21 protein-coding genes and 2 pseudogenes are annotated in these 25,289 nt (G+C 66.3%); 9 read left to right on the forward strand and 14 right to left on the reverse strand.

All coding sequences use genetic code 11. The features are described 5' to 3' along the window. Positions 1-198 precede the first annotated feature (198 nt). From gyrA to trmFO, 3 genes are all read left to right on the forward strand, one after another. Positions 199-2,955, forward strand: a complete 2,757-nt coding sequence (gene gyrA / locus ACM608_RS09440; RefSeq protein ID WP_419682975.1) for a DNA gyrase subunit A — start codon at positions 199-201, stop codon at positions 2,953-2,955. After that, positions 2,952-3,299 carry a DUF952 domain-containing protein gene (locus ACM608_RS09445; RefSeq protein ID WP_419682976.1) on the forward strand — a complete coding sequence of 116 codons (348 nt, stop codon included), beginning with the start codon at positions 2,952-2,954 and terminating at the stop codon, positions 3,297-3,299. Before gyrA ends, ACM608_RS09445 begins: the two co-directional genes overlap by 4 nt. A 213-nt stretch (positions 3,300-3,512) precedes the next feature. Next, positions 3,513-4,832, forward strand: a complete 1,320-nt coding sequence (trmFO, locus tag ACM608_RS09450) for a methylenetetrahydrofolate--tRNA-(uracil(54)-C(5))-methyltransferase (FADH(2)-oxidizing) TrmFO (RefSeq protein ID WP_419682977.1) — start codon at positions 3,513-3,515, stop codon at positions 4,830-4,832. Here the strand turns inward: trmFO and ACM608_RS09455 are convergent. The 4 genes from ACM608_RS09455 to ACM608_RS09470 all read right to left on the reverse strand — a co-directional run bounded on the left by ACM608_RS09455 (position 4,829) and on the right by ACM608_RS09470 (position 7,974). Continuing rightward, on the reverse strand, positions 4,829-5,641 hold the full coding sequence (locus ACM608_RS09455) for an inositol monophosphatase family protein (RefSeq protein ID WP_419682978.1): 813 nt from the start codon (positions 5,639-5,641) through the stop codon (positions 4,829-4,831). The genes trmFO and ACM608_RS09455 overlap by 4 nt on opposite strands. Before the next feature lie 154 nt (positions 5,642-5,795). Then, positions 5,796-6,359, reverse strand: coding sequence for an elongation factor P (gene efp, locus ACM608_RS09460; protein WP_419682979.1), 564 nt, complete (start codon positions 6,357-6,359; stop codon positions 5,796-5,798). Between the two features lie 64 nt (positions 6,360-6,423). After that, positions 6,424-6,993: a M23 family metallopeptidase gene (locus ACM608_RS09465; protein WP_419682980.1), complete on the reverse strand. Its 570-nt coding sequence runs from the start codon at positions 6,991-6,993 to the stop codon at positions 6,424-6,426. 3 nt (positions 6,994-6,996) lie between these two features. Beyond that, a complete protein-coding gene (locus ACM608_RS09470; RefSeq protein ID WP_419682981.1) occupies positions 6,997-7,974 on the reverse strand; it encodes a L,D-transpeptidase family protein in 978 nt (325 codons plus the stop codon). 69 nt (positions 7,975-8,043) lie between these two features. On the opposite strand from ACM608_RS09470, the gene ACM608_RS09475 reads away from it, so the two are divergent. Further along, complete coding sequence (locus tag ACM608_RS09475; RefSeq protein ID WP_419682982.1) at positions 8,044-8,784, forward strand: DUF72 domain-containing protein; 741 nt, start codon at positions 8,044-8,046, stop codon at positions 8,782-8,784. On the opposite strand, the gene thiE is transcribed toward ACM608_RS09475, so the two are convergent. From thiE to dnaK, 5 genes are all read right to left on the reverse strand, one after another. Next, entirely contained in the window at positions 8,764-9,459 is a 696-nt protein-coding gene (thiE, locus tag ACM608_RS09480; RefSeq protein ID WP_419682983.1) for a thiamine phosphate synthase, read from the reverse strand. The genes ACM608_RS09475 and thiE overlap by 21 nt on opposite strands. A gap of 74 nt (positions 9,460-9,533) precedes the next feature. Continuing rightward, positions 9,534-10,433 carry a fructose bisphosphate aldolase gene (locus ACM608_RS09485; protein ID WP_419682984.1) on the reverse strand — a complete coding sequence of 300 codons (900 nt, stop codon included), beginning with the start codon at positions 10,431-10,433 and terminating at the stop codon, positions 9,534-9,536. Between the two features lie 135 nt (positions 10,434-10,568). Further along, a complete protein-coding gene (locus ACM608_RS09490) occupies positions 10,569-11,750 on the reverse strand; it encodes a phosphoglycerate kinase (RefSeq protein ID WP_419682985.1) in 1,182 nt (393 codons plus the stop codon). Between the two features lie 81 nt (positions 11,751-11,831). After that, positions 11,832-12,947, reverse strand: a complete 1,116-nt coding sequence (dnaJ, locus tag ACM608_RS09495; RefSeq protein WP_419682986.1) for a molecular chaperone DnaJ — start codon at positions 12,945-12,947, stop codon at positions 11,832-11,834. Positions 12,948-13,095: 148 nt separating this feature from the next. Further along, positions 13,096-15,003 (reverse strand): molecular chaperone DnaK, encoded by a 1,908-nt coding sequence (dnaK, locus tag ACM608_RS09500; protein ID WP_419682987.1) that lies wholly within the window; start codon positions 15,001-15,003, stop codon positions 13,096-13,098. A gap of 214 nt (positions 15,004-15,217) precedes the next feature. On the opposite strand from dnaK, the gene ACM608_RS09505 reads away from it, so the two are divergent. The 4 genes from ACM608_RS09505 to ACM608_RS09520 are packed head-to-tail and all read left to right on the forward strand — an operon-like array spanning position 15,218 to position 18,180. Then, positions 15,218-16,051: an FkbM family methyltransferase gene (locus tag ACM608_RS09505; protein WP_419682988.1), complete on the forward strand. Its 834-nt coding sequence runs from the start codon at positions 15,218-15,220 to the stop codon at positions 16,049-16,051. Continuing rightward, a complete protein-coding gene (locus ACM608_RS09510; RefSeq protein ID WP_419682989.1) occupies positions 16,048-17,265 on the forward strand; it encodes a glycosyltransferase in 1,218 nt (405 codons plus the stop codon). The genes ACM608_RS09505 and ACM608_RS09510 overlap by 4 nt, the downstream gene beginning before the upstream one ends. Positions 17,266-17,275: 10 nt before the next feature. Further along, positions 17,276-17,719 (forward strand): copper chaperone PCu(A)C, encoded by a 444-nt coding sequence (locus ACM608_RS09515; protein ID WP_419682990.1) that lies wholly within the window; start codon positions 17,276-17,278, stop codon positions 17,717-17,719. A gap of 50 nt (positions 17,720-17,769) precedes the next feature. After that, positions 17,770-18,180 carry a vgr related protein gene (locus ACM608_RS09520; protein ID WP_419682991.1) on the forward strand — a complete coding sequence of 137 codons (411 nt, stop codon included), beginning with the start codon at positions 17,770-17,772 and terminating at the stop codon, positions 18,178-18,180. 85 nt (positions 18,181-18,265) lie between these two features. Here the strand turns inward: ACM608_RS09520 and ACM608_RS09525 are convergent, their stop codons facing one another. The 5 genes and pseudogenes from ACM608_RS09525 to ACM608_RS09545 form a co-directional block, all read right to left on the reverse strand. Further along, a complete protein-coding gene (locus tag ACM608_RS09525; protein ID WP_419685154.1) occupies positions 18,266-18,796 on the reverse strand; it encodes a restriction endonuclease in 531 nt (176 codons plus the stop codon). A gap of 69 nt (positions 18,797-18,865) precedes the next feature. Beyond that, positions 18,866-19,885, reverse strand: a pseudogene (locus ACM608_RS09530) (site-specific DNA-methyltransferase); the annotation flags it as partial. A 23-nt stretch (positions 19,886-19,908) separates the two neighbouring features. Next, positions 19,909-20,160, reverse strand: a pseudogene (locus ACM608_RS09535) (aminotransferase class I/II-fold pyridoxal phosphate-dependent enzyme); the annotation flags it as partial. A 2-nt stretch (positions 20,161-20,162) separates the two neighbouring features. After that, complete coding sequence (locus ACM608_RS09540) at positions 20,163-21,155, reverse strand: peptidoglycan DD-metalloendopeptidase family protein (protein WP_419682992.1); 993 nt, start codon at positions 21,153-21,155, stop codon at positions 20,163-20,165. Positions 21,156-21,302: 147 nt separating this feature from the next. Next, on the reverse strand, positions 21,303-23,423 hold the full coding sequence (locus ACM608_RS09545) for a S9 family peptidase (RefSeq protein WP_419682993.1): 2,121 nt from the start codon (positions 23,421-23,423) through the stop codon (positions 21,303-21,305). A gap of 70 nt (positions 23,424-23,493) precedes the next feature. Between ACM608_RS09545 and ACM608_RS09550 the strand changes: the two genes are divergently transcribed. Beyond that, a complete protein-coding gene (locus ACM608_RS09550; protein ID WP_419682994.1) occupies positions 23,494-25,287 on the forward strand; it encodes an aminopeptidase P family protein in 1,794 nt (597 codons plus the stop codon). Positions 25,288-25,289: the final 2 nt, after the last annotated feature.

Raw genomic sequence — 25,289 nt, forward strand, 5'->3', positions numbered from 1 at the left:
CGGCGGCGAGACAAGCAGCCGGAACGCGTACGGAATAGCTTGCGCCGCCTGAACGACGGCTTGCCGGACGCGGTTCCCCTAATCACGCGGGTCTGAGCGCCGGCTCCACATCCCCACGCGCGTACGCGCGTGGGGTGGCGTTCCCCGGGCGGAGCGCCTAGAGGGTCGTCACCAATTCAACACTGACGGAAACCCGCTTTGGCCAGCAGCCCGCCGACCATCGAGAACGACGACATTTCGCCCATCTCCATCGTCGAGGAGATGAAGACCAGCTATCTCGATTACGCCATGTCGGTGATCGTATCGCGCGCGCTTCCCGACGTGCGTGACGGGCTGAAGCCGGTGCACCGCCGCATCCTGTTTTCGGCGCAGGAGAACGGGTTTCTCTACAACCGTCCGTACCGCAAGTCGGCGCGCATCGTCGGCGACGTGATCGGTAAATACCACCCGCATGGCGATACCGCGATCTACGACGCGCTGGCCCGCATGACGCAGGACTGGTCGATGCGGCTGCCGCTGATCGACGGCCAGGGCAACTTCGGATCGATGGACCCCGATCCGCCGGCGGCGATGCGCTATACCGAGGCGCGCCTAGCCCGCGCGACCAACTACCTGATCGAGGATCTCGACAAGGATACGGTCGATTTCCAGCCGAACTACGACGGGTCGGAGAGCGAGCCGCAGGTGCTGCCCGCGCGCTTCCCGAACCTGCTGGTCAACGGCGCGGGCGGCATCGCGGTCGGCATGGCGACCAACATTCCGCCGCACAACCTGGGCGAGGTGATCGACGCCTGCCAGGCGATGATCGCCAATCCGGCGATCACAGTCGAGGAACTGACCGAGATCGTTCCCGGCCCCGATTTCCCCACTGGCGCGATCATGCTGGGCCGTGGCGGGGCGCGATCGGCGTACCAGACCGGGCGCGGGTCGGTCATCCTCCGCTCCCGTTACGAGCTGGAGGAAGGGCGCGGCGACCGTCGCTCGATCGTGCTGACCGAAATCCCATTCCAGCAGGGCAAGAACGCGCTGGTCGAAAAGATCGCCGAGGCCGCAAAGGACAAGCGGATCGAGGGCATCAGCGACATCCGCGACGAATCCAATCGCGAGGGCGTGCGCATCGTCATCGACTTGAAGCGGGATGCCACGCCCGAGGTCGTGCTGAACCAGCTCTGGCGGCACACGCCCGCGCAAGGGTCGTTCGCCGCCAACATGCTGGCGATCCGCGGCGGGCGGCCCGAGCTGCTCAACCTCCGCGACATCATCCAGGCGTTCATCCAGTTCCGCGAGCAGGTGATCACCCGCCGGTCGAAGTTCGAACTGGCCAAGGCGCGCGACCGGGCGCACATCTTGCTGGGCCTGGTCATCGCAGTCACCAACCTCGACGAGGTGGTTCGCATCATCCGTGGCTCCGGCTCCCCGGCCGAAGCACGCGCGACCCTCCTCACCCGCGAATGGCCGATCGGGGAGATCGCGCCTTACATCAAGCTGGTCGAGGCGCTGGATACCGAGGTTTCCGGGGAGACCTACCAGCTATCGGAGACACAGGTCCGCGCGATCCTCGACCTCCGCCTGCACCGGCTGACCGCGCTTGGTCGCGACGAGATCGGCGGGGAGCTTCAGGAGCTCGCAGCCTCGATCGCCGAGCTGCTCGACATCCTCGCGGACCGCGCCAAGCTCTACGAAGTGATGCGGGGCGAACTGGCCGAGGTGCGCGACCTGTTCGCCACGCCGCGCCGCACCGAGATTGCGGCCGCCGCCGACGGAATCGACGACGAGGACCTGATCGAGCGCGAGGACATGGTCGTGACCGTGACCCTCGGCGGCTACATCAAGCGCACCCCGCTCGACGCGTTCCGCACCCAGGCGCGCGGCGGCAAGGGCCGGTCGGGGATGGGCACCAAGGACGAGGATGCGGTCACCAAGCTGTTCGTCACCTCGACCCACACGCCGGTGCTGTTCTTCTCCACCGCAGGCAAGGTCTACCGGCTGAAGGTCTGGCGCCTGCCCGAGGGCGCTCCGCAGGCGCGCGGCCGGCCGATGATCAACCTGCTGCCCTTGGCAGAGGGGGAGACGATCTCCACCGTCCTGCCGCTGCCCGAGGATGAGGCGGAATGGGGCAAGCTGCACGTCATGTTCGCGACGGCACGCGGCACTGTCCGCCGCAACAGCATGGACGCGTTCACCAACGTGCCGCGCGCGGGCAAGATCGCCATGCGCTTCGGCGTGGAGGGGGACGAGGATGCCAGCGACAGGCTGATCGGCGTCTCCCTGCTGACCGAGGATGACGACGTCCTCCTCGCCACGCGCAACGGCAAGGCCATCCGCTTCCGCGCAACCGATGTCCGCGAGTTCCAGAGCCGCACCTCCGCCGGCGTGCGCGGCGCAAAACTGCTCGGCGACGATGCGGTGATCTCGCTGTCGATCCTGAAAAGCACCGAATGGGATCAAGATACCGAGGCGCGCGAGGCCTATCTGCGCGCCGCGCCTTGGAAGGAAGGCGAGCGCGAGCCGACGCTGGACGCCGCGACGATGACGGCGATGTCCGACGCGGAGGAGTTCATCATGACCGTCTGCGCCAACGGCTACGGCAAGCGCTCCTCGGCCTACGAGTACCGGCGCACCAATCGTGGCGGTCAGGGGATCACCAACATCGACAACCTCGCCCGCAACGGGCCGGTGGTCGCATCCTTCCCCGCGCATAAGGGCGAGCAGCTGATGCTAGTCACCGATCAGGCCAAGCTGATCCGCATGTCGGTAGGCGATACCCGCGTGATCGGGCGCGGTTCGGCGGGTGTGCGCCTCTTCCATGTCGCCAAGGACGAGCATGTCGTCTCTGCCGCCCGCATCGAGGAGAGCGAGGATGAAGCGGAGGCCGATCTGAGCGACGGCGGGACGGTGATCCCGGAGACCGGCGCCGACACGGCGGACGACAGCGCGGCGGGAGAAGGCGCATGAGCGAAGCGACGGTCTACAAGGTGCTGACGGCGGAACAGATGGCTGGGCTGGAGGAGACCCGCAGCTTCGCCGGCTCCCCCGACGACCAGCGCGACGGCTTCATCCACCTGTCTACCGCCGCACAGCTACCGGGTACGCTGGAGAGGCATTTCGCGGGGCAGGCCGATCTCCACCTCTGCGCGGTGGATACCGATGCGGCTGGCAAGGCGCTGAAGTGGGAGGTGTCGCGTGGCGGCGACCTCTTCCCGCATCTCTATGCGCCGCTGACGCTGGATGAGGTCGTGGCGTACAGCCCGCTCGCTTATGAGCCGGATGGCTCGCTGCGGCTGCCGGTCACGGGGTGAGTTAAGTTCTATCCTCCTCCGGAGGGGGAGGTGGCAGCGCGCAGCGCTGACGGAGGGGTATTTACCGCAGGCGCGGCGCTTGTTGAAGCTACCCCTCCACCACCGCCTCCGGCGGCGGTCCCCCTCCCCTTCCAGGGGAGGATCAGTGTTCCTCAGCCGTGGCGAGGTAATCCATGGGTTGCCGATGGCCAAGCGGGCAAGCTAGCAGGCGGCATGTCTTCTCCCATCGTTCATGTGATCGGCGGCGGTCTCGCCGGGTCCGAGGCTGCCTGGCAATTGGCCGAGGCGGGTATCGCCGTGCGGCTGTCCGAAATGCGCGGCGTCGAGGAGACGCCGGCGCATCACACCGATAGCTTGGCGGAATTGGTCTGTTCGAACAGTTTTCGCTCCGACGACCCGGATCGCAATGCGGTGGGCGTGCTCCATGCCGAGATGCGGGCGCTCGGCTCGCTGATCTTTGCGCAGGCGGACATCCACAAGGTGCCGGCTGGCTCGGCGCTGGCGGTCGATCGCGACGGGTTCTCGGAAGGTGTCACCCGCGCGATCCAGGATCATCCGCTGATCGAGGTGGTGCGCGAGCGGGTCGACGTGCTGCCGGACAGGCCTGCGATCGTCGCCACCGGCCCGCTGACCGCAGCCCCGCTCGCCAGCGCGATTGCGGCGGAGACGGGTGCCGACGCGCTCGCCTTCTTCGACGCCATCGCGCCAATCGTCCACCACGCGTCCATCGATCTCGAGACCGCCTGGTATCAGTCACGGTGGAACAAGGGTGACGGGCACGACTACATCAACTGTCCGCTCAACAAGGAGGAATATCTCGCCTTCCACGCCGCGCTGATCGGCGGCGAGAAGACCGAGTTTCGGGAGTGGGAGAAGAACACGCCGTATTTCGAGGGATGTATGCCGATCGAGGTCATGGCCGAGCGTGGAGTCGACACGCTGCGCTTCGGACCGATGAAGCCGGTCGGCCTCGACGATCCGCGCACCGGGCGCTGGCCCTATGCGGCCGTGCAGCTGCGCCAGGACAATGCGCTCGGCACGTTGTGGAACATCGTCGGGTTCCAGACCAAGCTGAAACATGCCGAGCAGGTGCGCATCTTCCGCACCATACCCGGCCTGCAGAATGCGGAGTTCGCGCGCTTGGGTGGGCTCCACCGCAACACCTTCATCCGCTCACCCGACCTCCTCGACGAGAGCCTGCGGCTGAAATCGCGGCCGAATGTCCGCTTCGCCGGGCAGATCACCGGATGCGAGGGCTATGTCGAGTCCTCTGCAATCGGGATGCTAGCAGGGCGCTTCTGGGCGGCGGAACTGGCGGGCAAGGCGATGCCCTCGCCGCCGCCGACCACCGCGCTCGGCGCGTTGCTGGGACATATCACGGGTGGCGCGGATGCCGCGACCTACCAGCCGATGAATGTAAACTTCGGCCTTTTCCCGCCCCTCGACGTGCGCGGCAAGAAGGCGGATCGCAAGGCGATGATGTCGGCGCGGGCGCGGGAGGATCTCTACCGCTGGCGGGCGCAGATCGCCTAGCGGAGCGCCCCCGCGACCAGCTTGTGCAGCTTGGAATGGAGGACGTCGTTGGCGGCGAGGAACTCGTTGCGTTCCATCGCGCGGTCGCCGCCACGGAAGTCGGTGACGAAGCCGCCCGCCTCCCGCACCAGCAGCACGCCGGCGGCCACGTCCCAGGGCTTCAGGTCGCTTTCCCAGAACGCGTCGAAACGGCCCGCCGCCACCCAGGCGAGGTCGAGCGCGGCCGAGCCGAAGCGGCGGATGCCCGCGACCTCGGGGGCCACCGCGCCGAAGATGCGGCTCCACTGCGCAAAGTCACCGTGGCCGAGGAAGGGAATGCCGGTCGCGATCAAAGCATCGGGAAGCTCGCGGCGGGAGGAGACGCGCAGGCGCTGGCTCTGCACCCAGGCCCCCCTGCCCTTTTCCGCCCAGAAGCTCTCGTCGGTGATCGGCTGGTAGACGATGCCGCTCGTCACCTCCGGCCGGCCACCGGGACGCGGCTCCTCTACCGCGATCGAGATCGCGAAATGGGGGATGCCGTGGAGGAAGTTGGTCGTGCCGTCGAGCGGATCGATGATCCAGCGCGGCTTGTCGGGATTGCCCTTGATTTCGCCACCCTCCTCAAGAAGGAAGCCCCAATCGGGCCGCGCCTTTTTCAGCTCCTCGACCAGCGTGTCTTCGCAGCGCTTGTCCGCCATCGACACGAAGTCGGCCGGACCCTTGCGGCTGACCTGCAGATTCTGGACCTCGCCGAAGTCGCGGCGCAGGCGTGGGGCGGCCTTACGCGCGGCACGCTCCATGACGGTGAGAAGGCCGGAGTGGGATACCATGTTCAACTCCTCCCCTCCCGCTGTGCGGGACAGGCTTGAGGGTGTTTACCGCAACAGCCGCGAGCAAAGCCCGCGCCGTCGGTCGAGCTACGCTCGCCGGCCGGACCCGGCGGGTCGGGCAAATAGCACAGCTATTTGTCTCGCCCGCTCGGTCTCAGTCCGCGCGACGGACGTAGGTCTGCTCGTAGACGTCCACGACGATGCGGGTGCCGCTGCCGATATGTGGCGGGACCATGACGCGGACGCCGTTGTCGAGCATGGCGGGCTTGTAGCTGGAGGAGGCGGTCTGGCCCTTCACCACCGCGTCGGCCTCGACGATCGTCGCCTCGACGGTGTCGGGCAGCTGCACGCTGATCGGCTCCTCGTCATACAGCTCCATCACCACGTCCATGCCGTCCTGCAGGAAGGCGGCAGCGTCGCCGAGCAGGTCGCGCGGAAGCGTCGTCTGGTCGTAGGTGTCCTTGTCCATGAAGGTCAGCGTCTCGCCATCCGCGAACAGGAACTGGAAGTCCTTGGTGTCGAGGCGGACGCGCTCGACCGTCTCGGCGGAGCGGAAGCGGACGTTGTTCTTGCGGCCGTCGCGCAGGTTCTTCATTTCGACCTGCATGTAGGCGCCGCCCTTGCCCGGCTGCGTATGCTGGATCTTCACCGCGCGCCAGATGCCGCCTTCATATTCGATGATGTTGCCGGGACGGATGTCCACGCCGCTGATCTTCATGGGTGTCTCACGATGATGGAAAGAGCCGCTCGCGCCTTTAGCGGCCAGCGGGCATGGCGGCAAGTCAGCCGGCGAGAAGCGGGTACGGGTTCACCGCCGTTCCCTGATGCCACTTCTCTCCGGGGGCCATGCGCTTGACCTCGAAGTGGAGGTGCGGGGCGGTGGGATCGGCATCCCCGGTCGAGCCGACGGTGCCGATGATCTCGCCCTGGGCGATTGCCCGCCCTTCGTGGAGGCCGTCAGCATAGCTGTCGAGATGGGCGTAGTAGTAGACGGTGCCGCCGTCGCCCGAGCGGATGTAGACGGTGTGGCCGCCGTTCTCGCTCTCGAAGATCTTCTCCACCTTGCCCGCCGCCGCCGCCAGCACCGGCGTGCCGCGCGGGGCCATGATGTCCTGCGCGCCGTGGCTGCGCGTGCCGCCGCCCCGCGCCTCGTTGAAGCTGTCGTAGAGACTTTCCGGCTTAACGCCGGCGACGGGGATGACGAGCTTGCCGGGCGCGCTTGCGGTTGCCTGCGGAGCGGGCGCCGGGCCGACATCCGTCCTGACCGGCGACCAGCCGCAGCGGGAAAGCAGCAGGAAGCCGCCGACCACCACGACGAAGAAGGCGAGCAGCCAGCAGCCGAGGCGGTTCATTCCCTACTCCTGGAAGATGGCGGGCGTGCCGGGCTTGACCATCAGCGACAGGCGCGCCGCGTCCCAGTTCGCCAGCCGGATGCAGCCATGGCTCTCCGTTCGGCCGATCTTCTCCGGGTTCGGCGTGCCGTGGATGCCGTAATGCTCCTTCGAGAGGTCGAGCCAGACGACCCCGACGGGGCTGTTCGGGCCGGCGGGAAGCTTGGCCTTTTCGTCGCTGGACTTCGCGTCCCAGAACAGGTCCGGATTGTAGTGGAAGGTGGGGTTGTAAGACGCGCCCTTGATCGTCCAGCTGCCGATCGGCAGCGGATCATGCTCGCTGCCCATGGTGGCGGGGAACTGGGCGACGAGCTTGCCGCCCTTGCCGTAGACCTTCAGCACGCCTTCGGATTTGTCGACCACGACCTTCTCCGCCTCGGGCTGGCTGGCGCTGACATTGAGCGAGGAGAGCGTCGCCTTCCAATCGTCCTTCAGCTTGGCATCGTAGGCGCGGGAAGCGGGCAGGACGTTGGGGAAGTTGACCACGGCGCCGGCGCGAAGGCGCGTGCCGGCCGGGTTGAGCGCGGCAAGGGTCGCGGGTGTGGTGTGGAAGCGTTCGGCCAGCTTCTCTGAGAGAGCCGCATAGCCGAGGCTCGACATCTTCGCCTGATCGGCCGGCTCCTTCGGCACCGGCGCGAAGGGACCTGCGGCGTCGGCCTTGCCGATGGCGATGCGGCGGGTGGCGGGGAACGGCTTGTTCGCGCCGAGGGCATTCAGCGTCGCGGCATCTGGTTTGCCCGTCACGGAGAGGCCGCGCGCCTCCTGAAACCCGCGCAACGCGGCGGTGAGCGACTGGCCTCCCTTGCCGTCGATCACGCCCGGCGCGAAGCCGGCGCGGTCGAGCAGGACCTGCACCTTCAGGAGCTTGAGGTCCACGGCGGCACTGGCGATTGCAGGGCTGGTCAGCGCGATCGCGGCGGCGAGGTACAGGCTACGCTTCAACGGCTCTCTCCCAAGTTCAGGAGAATGGAACGCCGGAGGAACGGTTGGGGTCCTGCGCGTTGATGGGTGATGATCGCGAGAGGCGAAATCCGCATCGGTTGCTCAGGCTGGATCTACCCGCACTGGCGCGGTCGCTTCTATCCGGCCGACCTGCCGCAGCGCTGCTGGTTCGACCATTACGCCCGCCATTTCGACACGGTCGAGATCAACAACAGCTTCTATCGCCTGCCGAAGCTGGAGACCTTCGCCAAGTGGCGCGACCTGGCGCCGGAGGGGTTCCGCTACGCGGTGAAGGCGAATCGGTTTCTTACCCAGGCGAAGAAGCTGAAGGACTGCGCCGAGCCGCTGGAGCGCAACCTGACGCCGGTGCGGGCGCTCGGCGATGCGCTCGGGCCGGTCCTGTACCAGCTTCCGCCGCGGTTCCGCGCCAACCTTGAGCGGCTCGAGTCCTTCCTGATGCTGCTGCCGCGCGATATGACCCATGTCTTCGAGTTCCGCGAGCAGAGCTGGATGGATCCGACGGTGCTGGCGCTTCTCGAACGATACGGTGCCGGATTCTGCACCCATGACATGCCCGGGCTGGACGTGCCGCGCTGGACCTCCGGCACGGTGGCCTACGTCAGGTTTCATGGGGCGGCAGGGAAGTATCACGGGCGGTACGGTCAGCCGGCTCTGCAGGATTGGGCCGAATGGATGGAAGCTCAAGCGAGGACCGGGCGGACGGTCTGGGCCTATTTCAACAACGATGTCGAGGGGCAGGCGATCGAGGACGCGCTGGTGCTCAAGCGACTACTCGGTCTCGGCGAATAGGCGGGTGAACTTGTCCACCGCACTCGCCGGCCCTTCCGGATCGCTCCACACCCCACCGCAGACCGCCAGGAAGTCGGCACCGGCGTCGATCAGCGGGCGAGCGTTGGCGGGGGTGATGCCGCCGATCGCGACGCAAGGCACCTCGAAGATCGTCGACCACCAGGATAGGATCGACGGATCGGGATGGTGCTCCACCTCCTTGGTGGTGGTCGGGTAGAAGGAGCCGAAGGCGACGTAGTCGGCCCCCGCCTCGCCCGCCTCCATCGCCAGGTGGCGGCTGTCATGACAGGTGACGCCGATCTGCACGCTCGGGCCAAGGATGCGGCGCGCATCCGTCGCGTCACCATCGCTCTGGCCGAGATGGACGCCGTCGGCGCGGAGGCGCTTGGCGAGCGAGACCGAGTCGTTGACGATGAAGGCGACGTCCTGCTGCGCGCAGAGCCGCTGGATCGGATCGGCCGCCCGCGCGATCGCATGTTCGTCGATGCCCTTCAGCCGGAGCTGGAAGGCGGCGACCGGCCCGCCCTCGAACGCGGCGGCGAGGCGATCGACGAAGCCGTCATCGATGGATGGCGGCGAGATCAGGTAGAGCTGGCACGGGTCACGCGGTTGCGCCTCGAAACGGTCGGCGAAGCCGGGATCGAGGTTCAGCGCGTCGTCGAACATGCCCTGCATGGGATACCCTTACCGCAGGACACGGCCGGAGAGAACAGGCGGCGGGAGCGGATCGGCCGCTCCCGCCCCTCAATTCACGCCGCGACCTTGTTGACCGAGCCGTCGTAGATCTGGTCGATCGCGCCGCCGAGCGACGTGTCGAACTCCTCGTCGGACATCTGGTGGCGGAGGTCTTCGAGGAGCGCGCGACTGAAGCTGGCGATGATGCCGCGGTTCTTGGCGAGTTCGGCGCACGCCTCCGGACGGGCGAAGCCGCCGGAGAGCGCGACGACGCGGAGCACGCGCGGGTGATCGACCAGGCTGTCATAGAGGCCGGGCTTTTCCGGCAGCGACAGCTTCAGCATCACCTTCTCGGTGCCGGGCATCGCGTCGAGCGCCTTGGTCAGCTCCTCCAGCAGGATCTGGTCGGCGGCGGCGCGCTCCGGGCTCTTGATGTTGATCTCGGGCTCCAGGATCGGCACGAGACCGGCGGCGAGGACCTGCAGGCCGATTTCGACCTGCTGCTTCACGACAGCGGCGATGCCCTCGCGATTGGCGAGGTTGATGACCGAACGCTCCTTGGTGCCGAACACGCCCAGGCCCTTGGCGCGGGCGAGGAGCGCGTCGAGGCCGGGGATCGGCTTCATCAGCTGGACGCCGTTCGCCTCGTCCTCAAGGCCCTTGTCGATCTTGATATAGGGGACGACGCCGCGATCGTGCAGCGCCTGAGGCACCGGCTTGCCGCCGGCCTGGCCGTCCATCGTGCGCTCGAACAGGATCGCGCCGACCACCTTGTCGCCGGAGAAGGCGGGCGAGGTGATGATACGGCTGCGCATGTCGTGGATCAGGCCGAACATCTCCTCGTCATTCGAATAGGCGTCCGCCTCGATTCCATAGCCCTTGAGCGCCTTGGGCGTGGACCCGCCGCTCTGGTCGAGCGCCGCGATGAAGCCTTTGCCGGTCGCGGCCTTTTCCAACATCTCGTTGAACTGCATTCTTTCCCTCCGTTGATCAGCCATCCGGGTTTCCCGCCCCTTCCGGCTTCAAAGATCGTTTCCCGACGGACTTGTTAGCGAGCGAGTCGCGGCTGCACAACGGAATGGTGCAGGTGCGAAGAAGGCGTGCGGTCCTCAGACCTGCAGCGCCTTTACGCCGGGCAGTTCCTTGCCCTCCATCCATTCCAGGAAGGCGCCGCCGGCGGTGGAGACAAAGGTGAAGTTGTCGGCCACGCCGGCATGGTTCAGCGCCGCCACCGTGTCGCCGCCGCCCGCAACCGAGGTGAGGCTGCCGTCTTGGGTCAGCGCCGCCGCCGTCTTGGCGAGGGCGACGGTCGCGGCGTCGAAGGGCGTCAGCTCAAACGCGCCGAGCGGGCCGTTCCAGACGAGGGTCTTGCAGGTCTTCAGCGCATCGCCGAGCGCCTCGACCGCGGCCGGGCCGACATCGAGGATCATCTCGTCGGCGGCGACGTCATGGACGTTGACGGTGCGGGTCGGCGGGTTGGCCTTGAACTCCTTGGCGACGACCACGTCATAGGGCAGGTGGACGGTGCAGTCCGCCCTGTCCGCCGCTTCGAGGATCGAGAGCGCGGTGTCCTTCAGGTCGTGTTCGCAGAGCGACTTGCCGACATCGACGCCACGCGCGGCGAGGAAGGTGTTGGCCATGCCGCCGCCGATGATGAGGTGATCGACCTTGGTGACGAGGTGGGTCAGCACGTCGAGCTTGCTGGAGACCTTCGCCCCGCCGACCACCGCCGCGACCGGGTGTTCGGGCGCGCCGAGCGCTTTTTCGAGCGCCTTCAGCTCCGCCTCCATCGAGCGGCCGGCGTATGCCGGGAGCTTATGGGCGAGCCCCTCCGTCGAGGCATGGGCGCGGTGGGCGGCGGAGAAGGCGTCGTTGACGTAGATGTCGCCGAGCTTGGCGAAGCGATCGATCGTCGCGGGGTCGTTCTTCTCCTCGCCGCCGAAGAAGCGGGTGTTTTCGAGAACGGCGATGTCGCCGGGCTGGAGCGTGGCGACGGCGGCCTCATCCCCTTCCCAATCGATATACCGGACCTCGCGGCCGAGGACGGCGGCGAAGGGCTGGGTAATCTGGGCGAGCGAGAATTCCGGAGCGGGCACCTTCGGCCGGCCGAAATGGGCGAGGACGAGGACGATCGCGCCCTTGTCCGCGAGTTCGAGGACGGTCGGCATCGCGGCGCGCAGGCGGGTGTCGTCGGTCACCTTCGCGCCGTCCATCGGCACGTTCAGGTCCTCGCGCACCAGCACGCGCTTGCCGGTGATGTCGCCGAGATCGTCGAGCGTGCGGAATGCCATGAAGTCTCCCCCTGTGTTGCGGTGCGGAAAGCTAATGGCGGGGGCGGAGACGGGAGTCGAGGGGGAGAGAGCGCGGAACGGTCACTCCGCGCCGAAGACACCCTTCAGCTTGGAGAAGAAGCCGGCCGATTGCGGGCATTCCTCGCCGGTTTCGGTGGCGCGGAATTCCTCCAGCAGTTCCTTCTGGCGGGCAGACAGCTTGGTGGGGGTTTCCACCTCGACCTGGATGACCAAGTCGCCGGTGCCGCGTCCGTTCAGGACCGGCATGCCAGCACCACGCTGGCGGAGCTGCTTGCCCGACTGGATGCCGGGCGGGATGCGGATGGCGTGGGTCTCGCCGTCGAGGCCGGGAACCTCGATCTCGCCGCCGAGCGCCGCCGTGGTGAAGCTGATCGGTGCGCGGGCGAAGAGTGTCGTGCCGTCGCGTTCGAAAAGTCCGTGCCGTTTGACATGGAGGAAGATGTAGAGATCGCCCGGAGGCGCACCGCGCGCGCCCGCCTCGCCCTCACCCGACAGGCGGATGCGGGTGCCTTCGTCGACGCCGGCGGGAATGCGGACGTCGAGCGTCTTTTCCTTGTCGACCCGGCCCGCGCCCCGGCATTCGGCGCATGGGTCGGAGATGACCTGCCCCGCACCGTGGCAGGACGGACAGGCCCGTTCCACCACGAAGAAGCCCTGCTGCGCGCGGACCTTGCCGTGGCCGGCGCAGGTGGTGCAGGTCTTCGCACCGGTGCCGGGCTTCGCGCCCGAACCGTCGCAGGCTTCGCACTGCGCGGCGACATCGACGGTGATCGTCGCCTGCTTGCCGTGGAACGCATCCTCCAGCGTGATTTCGAGGTCGTAGCGGAGGTCCGCGCCGCGACGCTGCTGCTGACGCCCGCCGCCACGACCGCCGCCCATGAACTCGCCGAAGATGTTCTCGAAGATGTCCGAAAAGCCTTCGAACCCCTGCTGGCCACCGCCGCCGCCATTCTGGAACGCGGCCTTGCCATGGCGGTCGTAGAGCGCGCGCTTCTGCGGGTCCTTCAGGCAGTCATAGGCTTCGCTGATCGCCTTGAACCGCGCCTCGGAGTCCGCGCAGCCGGGGTTCTTGTCCGGGTGCCAGCGCATGGCGAGGCGACGGTAGGACGACTTGATCGTCTTCTCGTCGGCGGTCCGCTCGACCTCCAGCAGCTCGTAATAGTCGGTGTCCAACATCAGCCCCCCGGCCGGTCAAAGGTAACGAAGGTAGCCATACGTACCGCGCGGAAGCACCCCTTGCCGTCATGCCAGCGGAGGCTGGCATCGCTCTGATCGTAGCGACCCCAGCCTTCGCTGGGGTGACGGCCAAAGGTGTGCATCAAAGTCAGCCCTGCTTCTCGTCCTCGACTTCCGAGAACTCGGCATCGACGACGTCATCGGCCTGCGCCGTCTCACCGCCGGCACCGCCCGGAGACGCGGCGGAGGCCTGCTCCTTCTCGTAGATGGCCTGACCCATCTTCATCGCGACCTGCGCGAGCGCCTGGGCCTTTTCGGTCATCTGCGCCGGATCGTTGCTCTCGACCGCCGTCTTGGCCTCGGCAACCGCAAACTCGATCTCGGACTTGAGCGAAGCGTCGATCTTGTCGCCATTGTCAGCAAGCTGACGCTCGGTCGTGTGGATCAGGCTTTCGGCGTTGTTCTTCGCCTCGGCCGCCTCACGGCGCTTCTTGTCCTCCTCGGCGAACTGCTCGGCATCCTTCACCATCTGGTCGATGTCGGAGTCCGACAGGCCGCCCGAGGCCTGGATCTTGATCTGCTGTTCCTTGCCCGTCCCCTTGTCCTTGGCGGACACGTTGACGATGCCGTTTGCGTCGATGTCGAAGGTGACCTCGATCTGCGGCACGCCGCGCGGCGCGGGGGGAATGCCGATCAGGTCGAACTGGCCGAGCATCTTGTTGTCCTGCGCCATCTCGCGCTCACCCTGGAAGACCCGGATCGTGACGGCCGACTGGTTGTCGTCGGCGGTCGAATAGACCTGGCTCTTCTTGGTCGGGATCGTGGTGTTGCGGTCGATCATCTTGGTCATGATGCCGCCCAGCGTTTCGATACCCAGCGACAGCGGGGTGACGTCGAGCAGCAGAACGTCCTTGACGTCGCCCTGCAGGACGCCCGCCTGCACGGCAGCGCCGATCGCCACGACCTCGTCCGGGTTCACGCCGGTATGCGGCTCCTTGCCGAAGAACTGCTTCACCGCCTCACGCACCTTGGGCATGCGGGTCATGCCACCGACGAGGACAACCTCGTCGATCTGGTCGCCCTTCAGGCCGGCATCGGCGAGCGCCTTCTTCATCGGCTCGATGGTGCGCTTGATGAGATCATCGACCAGACGCTCCAGCTCGGCGCGGTTGATCGACTTCACCAGATGCTTCGGCCCGTTGGCGTCGGCGGTGATGAAGGGCAGGTTGACCTCGGTCGTCTGCGCGGAGGACAGCTCGATTTTCGCCTTCTCGGCCGCTTCCTTCAGGCGCTGGAGGGCGAGGCGATCCTTGGTGAGATCGATACCCTCGGCCTTCTTGAAGTCGTCGGCGAGATATTCGACCAGCTTGGCGTCGAAGTCCTCACCGCCGAGGAAGGTGTCGCCGTTGGTGGACTTCACCTCGAACACGCCGTCGCCGATTTCGAGCACGGACACGTCGAAGGTGCCGCCGCCGAGATCGTAGACCGCGATCGTTTTGTTCGTCTCCTTGTCGAGACCGTAAGCGAGCGCCGCCGCCGTCGGCTCGTTGATGATGCGGAGGACCTCAAGGCCGGCGATCTTGCCGGCGTCCTTGGTCGCCTGACGCTGCGCATCGTTGAAATAGGCGGGGACCGTGATGACGGCCTGCGTCACCGTCTCGCCCAGATAGGACTCGGCGGTCTCCTTCATCTTCTGCAGCGTGAAGGCGGAGATCTGCGAGGGCGAGTAATCCTCGCCGCGCGCCTGCACCCAGGCGTCTCCGTTCGGCCCCTTCACGATGTGATAGGGGACCAGCTCGGTGTCCTTCTTGGTGATCGGATCGTCGAAGCGGCGGCCGATCAGGCGCTTCACCGCGAAGATCGTCGCGTCCGGATTGGTCACCGCCTGGCGCTTGGCCGGCTGGCCGATCAGCCGCTCGCCATCCTTGGCGAAGGCGACGATCGACGGCGTGGTGCGCGCACCTTCCGCATTCTCGATAACCTTGGGCTTGCCGCCTTCCATGACGGCGACGCAGCTGTTGGTCGTACCCAGATCGATGCCGATAACTTTGGCCATTCTTGTCCTCTTTCACCCCAAAAAGCAGTGAACCCGCGGACCCTCCTCGAAACCCAAGCAAGGGCCGGTCGGGCGGTTCGTTACGCCGGGCGATATAGGAGCGCTTTCGGGAGCGACAAGAACCTGTTTCGCTGCGGGAACTTCGCCGGGACAAAGCCGCGCTTGCGCTCTGTCGTGACCGCGCCCTATGCAGCGCCGTCCGGTGGAGATTAAGATGGGCCTGGCCGCAATTCCCTATCATCTGACGTATATCCGACATCAACTGGGGCAGAAGTTGAAGCTGGGCGATCGCCCGTACCGGGTGCGCGGCTATATCACCAACCGGCTGACCACCACCGCCACGCACGAGCCGCACCTGGTCGCAGCACTTGCCCGCGCCATGGCCGCGCGGTCGGGCACGGTCATCGATGTCGGCGTGAACACCGGCCAGACCCTGCAAAAGATCCTGTCGATCGACGCCGCGCGCCATTATGTCGGTTTCGAGCCGCAGGTCGGCTGCTGTTTCTTTGTCGACCAGTTCCTGCGCGACAACAAGGTGCGGAACGCCAGCGTCGTCAGCCTGGCGCTGAGCAACAGCAACATGCTGCTGCCCCTTTATTCCGAAGGACAGTTCGACGAGATGGCGAGCCTGGTCGCGTCAACGACCAGCCGCTATCGCGCGGAAAGCGCGGTCACCTATGTCCCCGCCCGGATCGGCGACGAGGTGTTGCGCGAAATGAGCATCGACGACCCCGCGATCATCAAGGTCGATGTCGAGGGCGCGGAGATCAGCGTATTCCGTGGCCTTTCGGGCACGCTGGCGGAGAAACGGCCAATCTGCTTCTTCGAGGTCCTGCCGAACTATGCGGGACACGATCGCGTACCGATCGACGTGAGTCTGGCCGAACGGAACCGCGCCGCCGCCGCAGACCTCTACGCCTTCTTCGCCGAAGCGGGATACCGCATCCATCAGATCGATCAGGCTGGCGGCGAGGCGCCGATCGATGCGTTCGACCTCGATCGTCCGGACGCCTTCGTCGGCACCGACTACGTCGCCCATCCGGCATGACGGCCACCGCCCCCGGCCTCGCGATCATCCCCAATGTGGGCGCGGCGGAGGATGGCGACCGCGTGTTCCTCGACATCAAGGCCGCCGAGGGTCTGCATCTCTATGCGCGGCATTGGCCGGGGCCGGTGCGCTGCGTCAGCCGTAGCGCCGACCCCGCCGCCAATGCCTACGGCCGCTGGTATGCGCGCGGCAGCCTGCCGTTCGACGTCGTGTGTATCGGGGCCGATGCGCCGATCGAAGACGCACTCCCCCATCTTGCCGGTGCGGCGCTGGTCGTCGGCGGGGCGGACGATTACAGGGATCGCGCCCTGCCGGACCTGCTGCCCGGAACACCGGTCGTGATGACGATCGAATATGCGCTCCGCACCAGGCTCGATATCCTCCGCCTCACCACCGGCGGTCTGCCAAGCAGGCTGCGTGGCGGGATCTGGCTGATCAGGCAGGAGCGGCGGGTGCGGCGGGCGCTGGCGCGATCGGCCGGCCTTCAGGCGAACGGGACACCCGCACACGACGCCTATCGCACGCTCAATGCGAACCCGCTGCTCTTTTTCGACACCCGGCTGGCGGAAAGCGACTTCATCGGCCTGACAGGCGCGGCGACCAAGGCGGAGGCATTGACGGCAAGACGCGGTCCGATCCGTCTCGCCTTTTCCGGTCGGCTGGAGCGGATGAAGGGTGCGGACCACCTCCTCCCCGTCATGCGCGCGCTGAAGGCGCGTGGCGTCGATGCGACCGTCGACATCTACGGCGACGGGAGCCTGCAGCCGGCGATCGCAGCCGAGGCAGCGGGCGACCCCTGGCTGGCGGCGCGGGTGCGGATGCGCGGAGCGGTGGATTTCGAGACGGCGCTGGTGCCGGCCCTCAAGACGGAGACAGATCTCTTCATCTGCCCGCACCCCCAGGGCGACCCGTCATGCACCTATCTGGAGACGCTCGGCTGCGGCGTGCCGATCGCCGGCTTCCTCAACCCGGCCTTCCGCGGCGTCCTTGCGCTGGGTCCCTGCGGGGTGGGCGTGCGGGTCGGCGACGATAGGGGGCTGGCGGCAGCGATCGCGGCGCTTGCCGCCGATCGCGGCAAGCTGGCTGCGCTGACGCGGGGGGCGGCGGCGGTCGCAGCGACGCGGCTGTTCGAACCCACGCTCGCCGCGCGCGTCGCCCATCTGCGCGCTGTCGCGGGGCTGGATGCGGTTCCCTCCCTTTCCGCTTCGCGCTAAGGGCCACGGCATGATCCGGCCCCAGCCCTTTTCGCTTCTGCTCCCTCTCCTGTTCCTGTCCGCCTGCGGCTCCGCGAAGGTGACGGTGGAGGACGCCGTCGTTCGCCTGCCGATCATCGCCGGACGGCCCGGGGCGGCCTATTTCACGCTGAACGGCGGCGACAAGGCGGACCGGCTGGTCGCGGTGGAGACCAAGGCCGCGCGCCGTGTCGAGCTGCACGAGGGCGGCATGAGCGGCGGGATGATGACGATGCGCCGGATCGACGGCGTGGATGTGCCGGCGGGCGGCAAGGCGGTGTTCGCGCCGGGCGGCAACCACGCGATGCTGTTCGACATCAGCCCGGACCTTAAGCCGGGCGGCAAGACCACCCTCACCCTCCGCTTCGCGAGCGGTGTCGCGGCGACGGCAGAGGCCCGGGTGACGGCGACCACGGCGGTCGGAAACAGCCACTGAACGCCGACGGGCGCGCCCTGACGGAGGGCGAGGTCGCGCTGGCGCGATCGGTGTTCGGCGATGCGATCGACTATGTCGCGGTCCGGGTCCATCGCCGCCGCTGGTGGCCGCTGCAGCCGAAGAACACCTGCATGGCGCCGGACGGCCACCTCTGGCTGCCGGAGGACGGGCACGCCTGGCGCGACGACTATGCCGCCGCCTCCCCTGCTTACCGCGCGCTGTTCGTCCATGAGATGACGCATGTCTGGCAGGCGCAGCATGGTGGCCGGTGGTTCCTGCCGCTGATCCGCCACCCCTTCTGCCGCTACGACTATGTGCTGACGCCGGGGAAGCCTTTCCGGCGGTATGGCATCGAACAGCAAGCCGAGATCGTGAAGGACGCCTGGATGATCAGGGCAGGCCTGAAGGAAGGGCGGATCGCGGACTATGCGGCGATATTGCCGTTCGCACCGTTCCGGTGAAAAGACGCGCCCTCGCGGAGTGTTGAGGCCTCGCTGTCACATCAATCCGTCGCGACGTGGTGCTACTCCCCTCGCCTAAGCGCCCTTACAACAAGCTATCCTGCTCCACCTCTTCCCGCGCCGCGCGCTTGAAGGCGGCGCTTGTGTCGATATAAGGCACATCCGGTCGCTTGCCCTGGAACAGTTCGGGCAGGGTGATGATCTGCAATCGTGGATAGCTCCGCCCAGTCGCCTCGACATGGAACCGGCCGACAGCCGCCGCCTCCCGCTCCATCGCGCTGGTCGGCGCAGCCTTGGTGATGAACACGCCGATCGGCGCCTTCTCCCGCTCCATCGTGGAATGGAGATCGCGGATCATCTGCACGCCGACATTGTCGCCGCCCTTCACCGACACAAGCGCCTTCTCGGTCCGACGGCCGTCGGGCTTGAAGTAGAGGATGCCGTCGATGCCGCCATCCGCACCCTTGCGCTTGCCACCGAAGGGCTGCGCATCGATCATCGACACGGCCCACCATTGGAACTGGTACTTGTCGCGCCGCGCGAGATCGAGCGCGGAGGCGAGGTCCTTCGGCGTTCCTTCCACAGTGAACGCTGCGCCGGGGAATGCCGCCTTCATCCGCTTTTCGATCAAAGAGATCGCCAGATGCGTGACATCAATCCCGATCCACTTACGGCCCAGCTTCTCGGCCGCATGCACCGCCGTTCCGCATCCGCAGAAGGGATCGAGGACGACGTCGCCCGGGTTGGAGGATGCGGTGATGATCCTCTCCAGCAGGGCCACTGGCTTCTGCGTGGGATATCCCAGCCGTTCGCCCGACGTATTGCCGATACGCGGGATGTCGGTCCAGACCGACTGCAGCTTTTGGCCGGCCTGCCCATCGAGGTAAATCTTCAGTCCATCCATCCGCGGTGTTCCGTCACGGCGCGTAAGGATGCGACCCTCGCTCCACCACTCTTCCAATTGGGCCAGGCTGTAAGCCCATCCGCGCGTCGGAGGCGGCATCGTGCCGCGCCACTCGAATTTACCGGAATCCGAGTTGCGTCGGTCAGCCGTCAGGTTCTCGGCGCGGAACATCCGGCCGTCGCTATCCTCCTGATATCGGCCGAGTTGCGCCTCACTATATTCGGTGCGAACGTCATTCCATGTCCAGTTTCCCGACTTGGAGTAGAATAGAATAGTGTCGGCGATCTTGCCATAACGTCTAGAAGAGTTGTGACTGGTAGTGCGCCGCCAGATGATCTCATTGCGATAGCCGGCAGGTCAAAACACTCCATCAAGCAGCAGTTTCAAGTAGTGGCTCGCTGTCGGATCGCAGTGCAAGTACAAGCTTCCGGTCGGCTTCAGAACGCGATGTAGCTCGATAAGCCGGACAGCCATCATGGCGAGATACGCCATCATGTCGTTTTCGCCCAAGAAGGCGCGCATCGCGTTCAAGAGCTCGAACGCATGCGTGTGGCCGCTTCGGGCGACCTCATCAAACGCCTTCTCCGCAGTGTCATTCCAATGCCAACTGTCTTCGAAGGCCTGGATCTGCGCATGCCGGGCATCAGCCTCGGTACGCAGCGCCTTCGGCGGCGCGAAGAGGATGTTGTAGTTGGCGTTCGAGTTGAACGGCGGATCGAGGTAGATCAAATCTACGCTCTCATCGTCCACCGACGCACGCAGCACATCAAGATTGTCGCCGTAGTACAAGCGATTGGTCACGCAGCGATCCTCTTGCCTCGCCTTTCGGCGCGCGTGGGGCCAGGTGTGAAACGGAGCCGCTCGGTCCCGCAGGGCACGGTGGGGTAATTTATCGGCTGCACATAGAAGCCATACTCCGCCAGGAGGATATCGCTGATCCGCTTTGCCTCTACGGGGTCGCCGATCATCAAGGGCGCGATATGCGTGCTGGACTGCAGGATCGGCAGCCCGGCCTCCGTGAAGATCTCCTTGAGACGGGCGGCGGCTACCTGCTGCCCCTCGCGCACGGCGTGTGAGATCAGGAGGCGCGCGGGGGCAGGTATTTCAGCGGATCGACTGCCCCCCTTCCCTTTCGCAGTTCGAAATGGACCTGCGGTTCGCCGACCGAGCCGGTGCTGCCCACCCGTGCGATCATCTGGCCGCGCCTGACGGCTTGTTCGCGCGCCACGGTGATCGACTGGTTGTGGGCGTAGGCGCTGATCCAGCCATCGGCGTGGCGGATCAGGACGAGCTTGCCCAGGGCCGCGATGTCGTCGCCCACATAGGCGATCGTGCCGTCGGCGGTGGCATGGACGGGCGTGCCGGCATTTGCCGCGATGTTGATGCCCTGACTGATCCGGCCCTGACCCATTGGGCCGAAGCGGGTGAGCAGACTTCCCTCGACCGGCCAGCCGAATTGCCCTGAGGGCGTGCTCTGCTTCGGAATGGCCGGCCCGACCGGCTTCTCGCGCGCGGCGAGTGCAGGTTGTGTACCGGTGATGAGATCGTCGATGTCGATCGTGAAGGCGGCCGCGCGCTCCTCGATCGTCATCGCGGCGACCTGTGCCTTCGACGGCAGGAGGAGGCGCATGTTGGTGCGCAGGATGTAAGGCTCCTCGAGGTCGTTGATCGCAACGATCCGGGACCAGTCGACGCCATAGGCGCGGGCGATCGCGATGCCGGTCTGGCCGGGGCGGACGAGGTGATAACGACCGCCGGGGATCCGGAGGCGCTGGCCGGGATGAATGACAAAGGGCGCGGATAGCTGGTTTTCACGCGCGATCGCCTCTGACCCGGCACCCGTCCTTCTTGCAATGACGCGGAGGCTGTCGCCGGGCTGGACGGTGTAGGTGGCGGCGGCGACCTCGAGCGCGTCGGGGACGACCGGCCGCAGCTTCCATGCGGGGGGCGGCTCTGCGCGGGCGGGCGACGCTGCGATTGCTTTGGGCGGCAAAGGAGATGGCGACGGATTGTTCGGCGCGACGCAGGCCGTGAGCGCAGCGCAGAGCAGCGTGAGAAGGGCCTTCCGCATCAGGCAGAGGCTAGCGGAGGGCGCAGGTGAGGAACATACCGGCCATCGTCATGCTGAACTTGATTCAGCATCCATTGACCGCAGTAAGCGGCGCCCGGCTTAGCGCGGATGGATCCTGACTTTCGTCAGGATGACAGGTGGTGCGAGCTACTCTCCGACTTCCGTAATCGCGAAGGCATAGGCCTCCGCGTCCTCGACCAGCGAGTCGAAGCGGCCCGACTTGCCGCCATGCCCCGCGCCCATGTTGATCTTCAGAAGCAGGCGGCTTTCGTCTGTCTTCACATGGCGGAGCGCGGCCGCCCATTTCGCCGGCTCCCAATAGGTTACGCGCGGATCGTTGAGGCCGCCAGTGATGAGGAGCGGCGGATAATCCTTCGCCGTTACATTGTCATAGGGGCTGTAGCTGCGAAGCAGCTCGAACGCGGCCTTGTCGGTGATCGGGTTGCCCCATTCAGGCCATTCGCCCGGCGTGAGCGGCAGGCTTTCGTCCTGCATGGTGTTGAGCACGTCGACGAAGGGCACGTCGGCGATCACCGCGCCCCAGAGGTCGGGATCGGTGTTGGTGACGACGCCCATCAGTTCGCCGCCTGCCGATCCGCCGTTGATGGCGATCCGCTTCGGCGCAGTGAACTTTGCCTCGACCAGCCCCTTCGCCACATCCGAGAAGTCGCGGAAGGTGTTCCAGCGCTGCTTGGCCTTGCCCTGCAGATACCAGTCATAGCCGAGATCGTCGCCGCCGCGGATATGCGCGATGGCGAAGGCCCAGCCGCGATCGAGCAGCGACAGCCGCTTGGCCGAGAAGCTGGGCGGCACCGCATAGCCATAGGCGCCATAGGCGTAGAGGAAGAGCTTGCCCTTCCCGTCCTTTTGGAATTCCTTCTTGTAAACTACTGAGACCGGGATGGTCTTTCCGTCACGCGCGGGGATCATCAGCCGCTCGGTCGCGTACTGGCCGGGGTCGTAGCCGGAGGGGATTTCCTGCACCTTGAGGGTGGCGAGCCGCGCGGTCGCGGGATCATAGTCGTAGACGGTCGGGGGCGTGACCATCGACGTATAGGAAAGGCGATAGGCGGGCGGATCATATTCCGGGTTGCTCGCTAGCTCCACGGTATAGCTCGCCTCCGGGAAGGGGATGCGCGTCTCCGCGCCATCATAGCTGCGCAGGCGGATCTGATCGAGGCCGTCGACCCTCTCGGTGATCGCAAGATGCTTCGCGAAGCTGTTGATCTGGCGAAGATAAACGCGGTCCGATCCGGCGATCACCGTCTTCCATTCGGCAGGCTTGGCCGGGTCCGCCTCGGCGATGCGGAAGTTCACATGGTCGTCGTTGGTGAGGACCCAGAGCTTCCCGTGCGCGCTGTCCACCGAATACTGGCGCTCGACCTTGCGCGGGCTGATGAGGAGCGGCGCGGCGGATGGGTTCGCGGTGGAAATCAGGCGCACTTCGCTCGTCTGGTTGTCACCCGTCGAAAGCGTGATCCACTGCCGGTCCTGGGTGCGCCCGAGGGCGACGCTGAAGCCGTCGTCATCCTCGTGGTAGAGAACCTTGTCGGTCTTCGGATCGGTGCCGAGGATATGCAGCTTGGCAGTGTCGGTGCGCCAATTGTCGTTGACCTCGGTATAGGCGATCGACTTCGAGTCCGCCGACCAGACCACCGCGTGCATGGCAACCGCGCTGACCGTCTCGATATCCTCACCGCTCGCCACGTCGCGGATCTTGAGGGTGAAGCGCTCCGATCCGTTGGTGTCGGCGGACCAGGCGGCGAGCGTGCCATCAGGGCTGACCGACAGCACCTGGAGCTTGAAATACTCCTTGCCCTCCGCCTCGGCAGGTTCGTCGACGACGACCTGATCGGTGCCGCCCTTCACCGGCTTCCTGTACCAGACCCGGTACTGACCGCCCGGCTTGAACGCCCACCAGTAGAGCCAGTCGCCGTCCTTTTGCGGCACGCCGGCATCGTCCTCCTTCACCCGTCCCTTCATCTCGGCGAAAAGCGTGTCGATCAGCGGCTGGTTCGGTGCTTTCCATGCCTCGAAATATGCGTTTTCGGCCTTCAGGTAGTCGAGGACGGCCGGATCATCGACCTTGGGATAGCCCTGGTCCTTCAGCCAGAAATACGGATCCTCGATCGTGTAGCCGTGGCGCGTGTAGCTATGGGGATGACGAGCGGCGACGGGGGGCTTGGCGGTCAAGACGGGCTCCGAACAGGCGGGTGCGGCGAGGAGGGCCGCAAGGATCGTGGCGGTCAGATGGGCTGCGGTCTTCATCGTGCCAAGTCCCCGTTGGCGCGGGGCTCCGCGCAGGCCTATGCTGACAGAAAGAACGAGAGTCCCGTCGATGTCCACCTACCATGATCGCCTGACCGCGCTCCGTGAGGAGCTTGCCCGCCGCCGCCTCGACGGGTTCGTCGTGCCGCTGACCGACGAGCATATGAGCGAGTATGTCGGGGCCTATGCGCAAAGGCTCGCATGGCTGACGGGATTCCAGGGGTCGGCCGGGTCGGCGGTGGTGATGCCGGCCGAGGCGGCGATCTTTGTCGATGGACGCTACACGCTGCAGGTGCGGGACCAGGTGTCGGCAGACGACTGGAGCTATCAGTCGGTGCCGGAGACGAGCATTTCCGAATGGCTCAGCGCGCGGGCGGAACAGGGCGCGCGGATCGGTTACGATCCGTGGCTGCACACCAAGGGTTGGGTCGTGGCGGCACGGGCGGCACTGGCAGCCAAGGGTGCGGAGCTGGTCGCCGTGGACACCAACCCGGTGGACGCGGTCTGGCCGGACCAGCCTCTTCCGTCCGACGCGAAGCTCGTGGTGCAACCCGATGAGTTCACGGGGAAGAACTCGGCCGCCAAGCGCAGCGAGATCGCCGATTGGCTGGCGGGCCGGAACGCCGATGCGGCGGTTTTGTCAGCATTGGATTCGCTCGCCTGGACGTTCAACGTGCGCGGGCAGGACGTCGAGCGGACGCCCGTCGCCCTCGCCTTCGCGCTGGTGCAGGCGGACGGGACGGCGGATCTATTCGTGGCCGAGGAGAAGCTGGGCGAGGACGTGCGTGCGCACCTCGGCAACACCGTGCGCGTTCATCCGCGCGAGGCGTTCGCCGGGCACCTCTCCACCTTGGCAGGCAAGCGCATCGCGGCCGACCCGGAGCGTGCCGTTGCTGCGATCTTCGAGGCATTGGAAAAGGCGGGCGCGACCGTCATCGAGGCGCGCGATCCGGTGGTGCTGCCCAAAGCGATCAAGAACGCGGTCGAGGTCGCGGGCCACAAAGCGGCGCAGCATCGCGATGGCGCCGCACTGGTGCGGTTCCTGCACTGGCTATCCATCGAAGCGCCGAAGGGCGGCGAGACCGAGATTTCCGCCCAGGACCGGCTCCGCGCATTTCGCGAGGAAACCGGACAGCTTAGGGATCTTTCCTTCGACACGATCTCCGGTGCGGGGCCAAACGGCGCGATTGTTCACTACCGGGTGAGCGAGCAGAGCAATCGGCCGCTGGAACTGAACTCGCTCTATCTGGTGGACAGCGGCGGGCAGTATCGCGACGGCACCACGGACGTGACCCGCACGGTGGCGATCGGGGTGCCGACTGCGGAGATGAAGGACCGGTTCACCCGCGTGCTGAAGGGGCATATCGCGCTCGCCACCGCGATCTTCCCGGCGGGCACGCGCGGGCAGCAACTGGATACGCTCGCGCGCCAGTACCTCTGGCAGGCCGGGCTCGACTACGCGCATGGCACCGGCCACGGCGTCGGATCCTTCCTGTCGGTGCATGAGGGGCCGCAGCGGATCGCCCCGGTCGGATCGAGCCAGGCAGGCGGCGACGAGCCGCTGCAGCCCGGCATGATCCTTTCCAACGAGCCGGGTTATTACAAGACGGGCGCATACGGCATCCGCATCGAAAACCTGATCCTCGTCGAGGAGCGGCAGGTCGCGGGTGCGGAGAAGCGCGTGCTCGGTTTCGAGACGCTGACGCTCGCGCCGATCGACCGCAACCTGATCGATACCGGAATGTTGAGCGGGGCGGAGCGGGCGTGGGTGGACGCGTATCACGCCCGCGTGCGCAGCGAGGTCGGCCCGCTGGTTCCAGACGACACGCGCATTTGGCTCGAAAGCGTCACAGAGCCGTTGTGATG

Origin of the sequence: Sphingomonas sp. ID0503 (genome assembly GCF_048565625.1) — a bacterium.
In the GTDB taxonomy this organism is placed as follows: domain Bacteria; phylum Pseudomonadota; class Alphaproteobacteria; order Sphingomonadales; family Sphingomonadaceae; genus JBLZUR01.

What these genes read in the sequence shown, in the direction of transcription:
- ACM608_RS09445 (WP_419682976.1), top strand. Translation starts at nt 2,952, where the DNA reads ATGAGCGAAGCGACGGTCTACAAGGTGCTGACGGCGGAACAGATGGCT.
- trmFO (WP_419682977.1), top strand. Translation starts at nt 3,513, where the DNA reads ATGTCTTCTCCCATCGTTCATGTGATCGGCGGCGGTCTCGCCGGGTCC.
- ACM608_RS09455 (WP_419682978.1), bottom strand. Translation starts at nt 5,641, where the DNA reads ATGGTATCCCACTCCGGCCTTCTCACCGTCATGGAGCGTGCCGCGCGT.
- efp (WP_419682979.1), bottom strand. Translation starts at nt 6,359, where the DNA reads ATGAAGATCAGCGGCGTGGACATCCGTCCCGGCAACATCATCGAATAT.
- ACM608_RS09465 (WP_419682980.1), bottom strand. Translation starts at nt 6,993, where the DNA reads ATGAACCGCCTCGGCTGCTGGCTGCTCGCCTTCTTCGTCGTGGTGGTC.
- ACM608_RS09475 (WP_419682982.1), top strand. Translation starts at nt 8,044, where the DNA reads ATGATCGCGAGAGGCGAAATCCGCATCGGTTGCTCAGGCTGGATCTAC.
- thiE (WP_419682983.1), bottom strand. Translation starts at nt 9,459, where the DNA reads ATGCAGGGCATGTTCGACGACGCGCTGAACCTCGATCCCGGCTTCGCC.
- ACM608_RS09485 (WP_419682984.1), bottom strand. Translation starts at nt 10,433, where the DNA reads ATGCAGTTCAACGAGATGTTGGAAAAGGCCGCGACCGGCAAAGGCTTC.
- ACM608_RS09490 (WP_419682985.1), bottom strand. Translation starts at nt 11,750, where the DNA reads ATGGCATTCCGCACGCTCGACGATCTCGGCGACATCACCGGCAAGCGC.
- dnaJ (WP_419682986.1), bottom strand. Translation starts at nt 12,947, where the DNA reads ATGTTGGACACCGACTATTACGAGCTGCTGGAGGTCGAGCGGACCGCC.
- dnaK (WP_419682987.1), bottom strand. Translation starts at nt 15,003, where the DNA reads ATGGCCAAAGTTATCGGCATCGATCTGGGTACGACCAACAGCTGCGTC.
- ACM608_RS09505 (WP_419682988.1), top strand. Translation starts at nt 15,218, where the DNA reads ATGGGCCTGGCCGCAATTCCCTATCATCTGACGTATATCCGACATCAA.
- ACM608_RS09510 (WP_419682989.1), top strand. Translation starts at nt 16,048, where the DNA reads ATGACGGCCACCGCCCCCGGCCTCGCGATCATCCCCAATGTGGGCGCG.
- ACM608_RS09515 (WP_419682990.1), top strand. Translation starts at nt 17,276, where the DNA reads ATGATCCGGCCCCAGCCCTTTTCGCTTCTGCTCCCTCTCCTGTTCCTG.
- ACM608_RS09525 (WP_419685154.1), bottom strand. Translation starts at nt 18,796, where the DNA reads ATGAAGGCGGCATTCCCCGGCGCAGCGTTCACTGTGGAAGGAACGCCG.
- ACM608_RS09540 (WP_419682992.1), bottom strand. Translation starts at nt 21,155, where the DNA reads ATGCGGAAGGCCCTTCTCACGCTGCTCTGCGCTGCGCTCACGGCCTGC.
- ACM608_RS09545 (WP_419682993.1), bottom strand. Translation starts at nt 23,423, where the DNA reads ATGAAGACCGCAGCCCATCTGACCGCCACGATCCTTGCGGCCCTCCTC.
- ACM608_RS09550 (WP_419682994.1), top strand. Translation starts at nt 23,494, where the DNA reads ATGTCCACCTACCATGATCGCCTGACCGCGCTCCGTGAGGAGCTTGCC.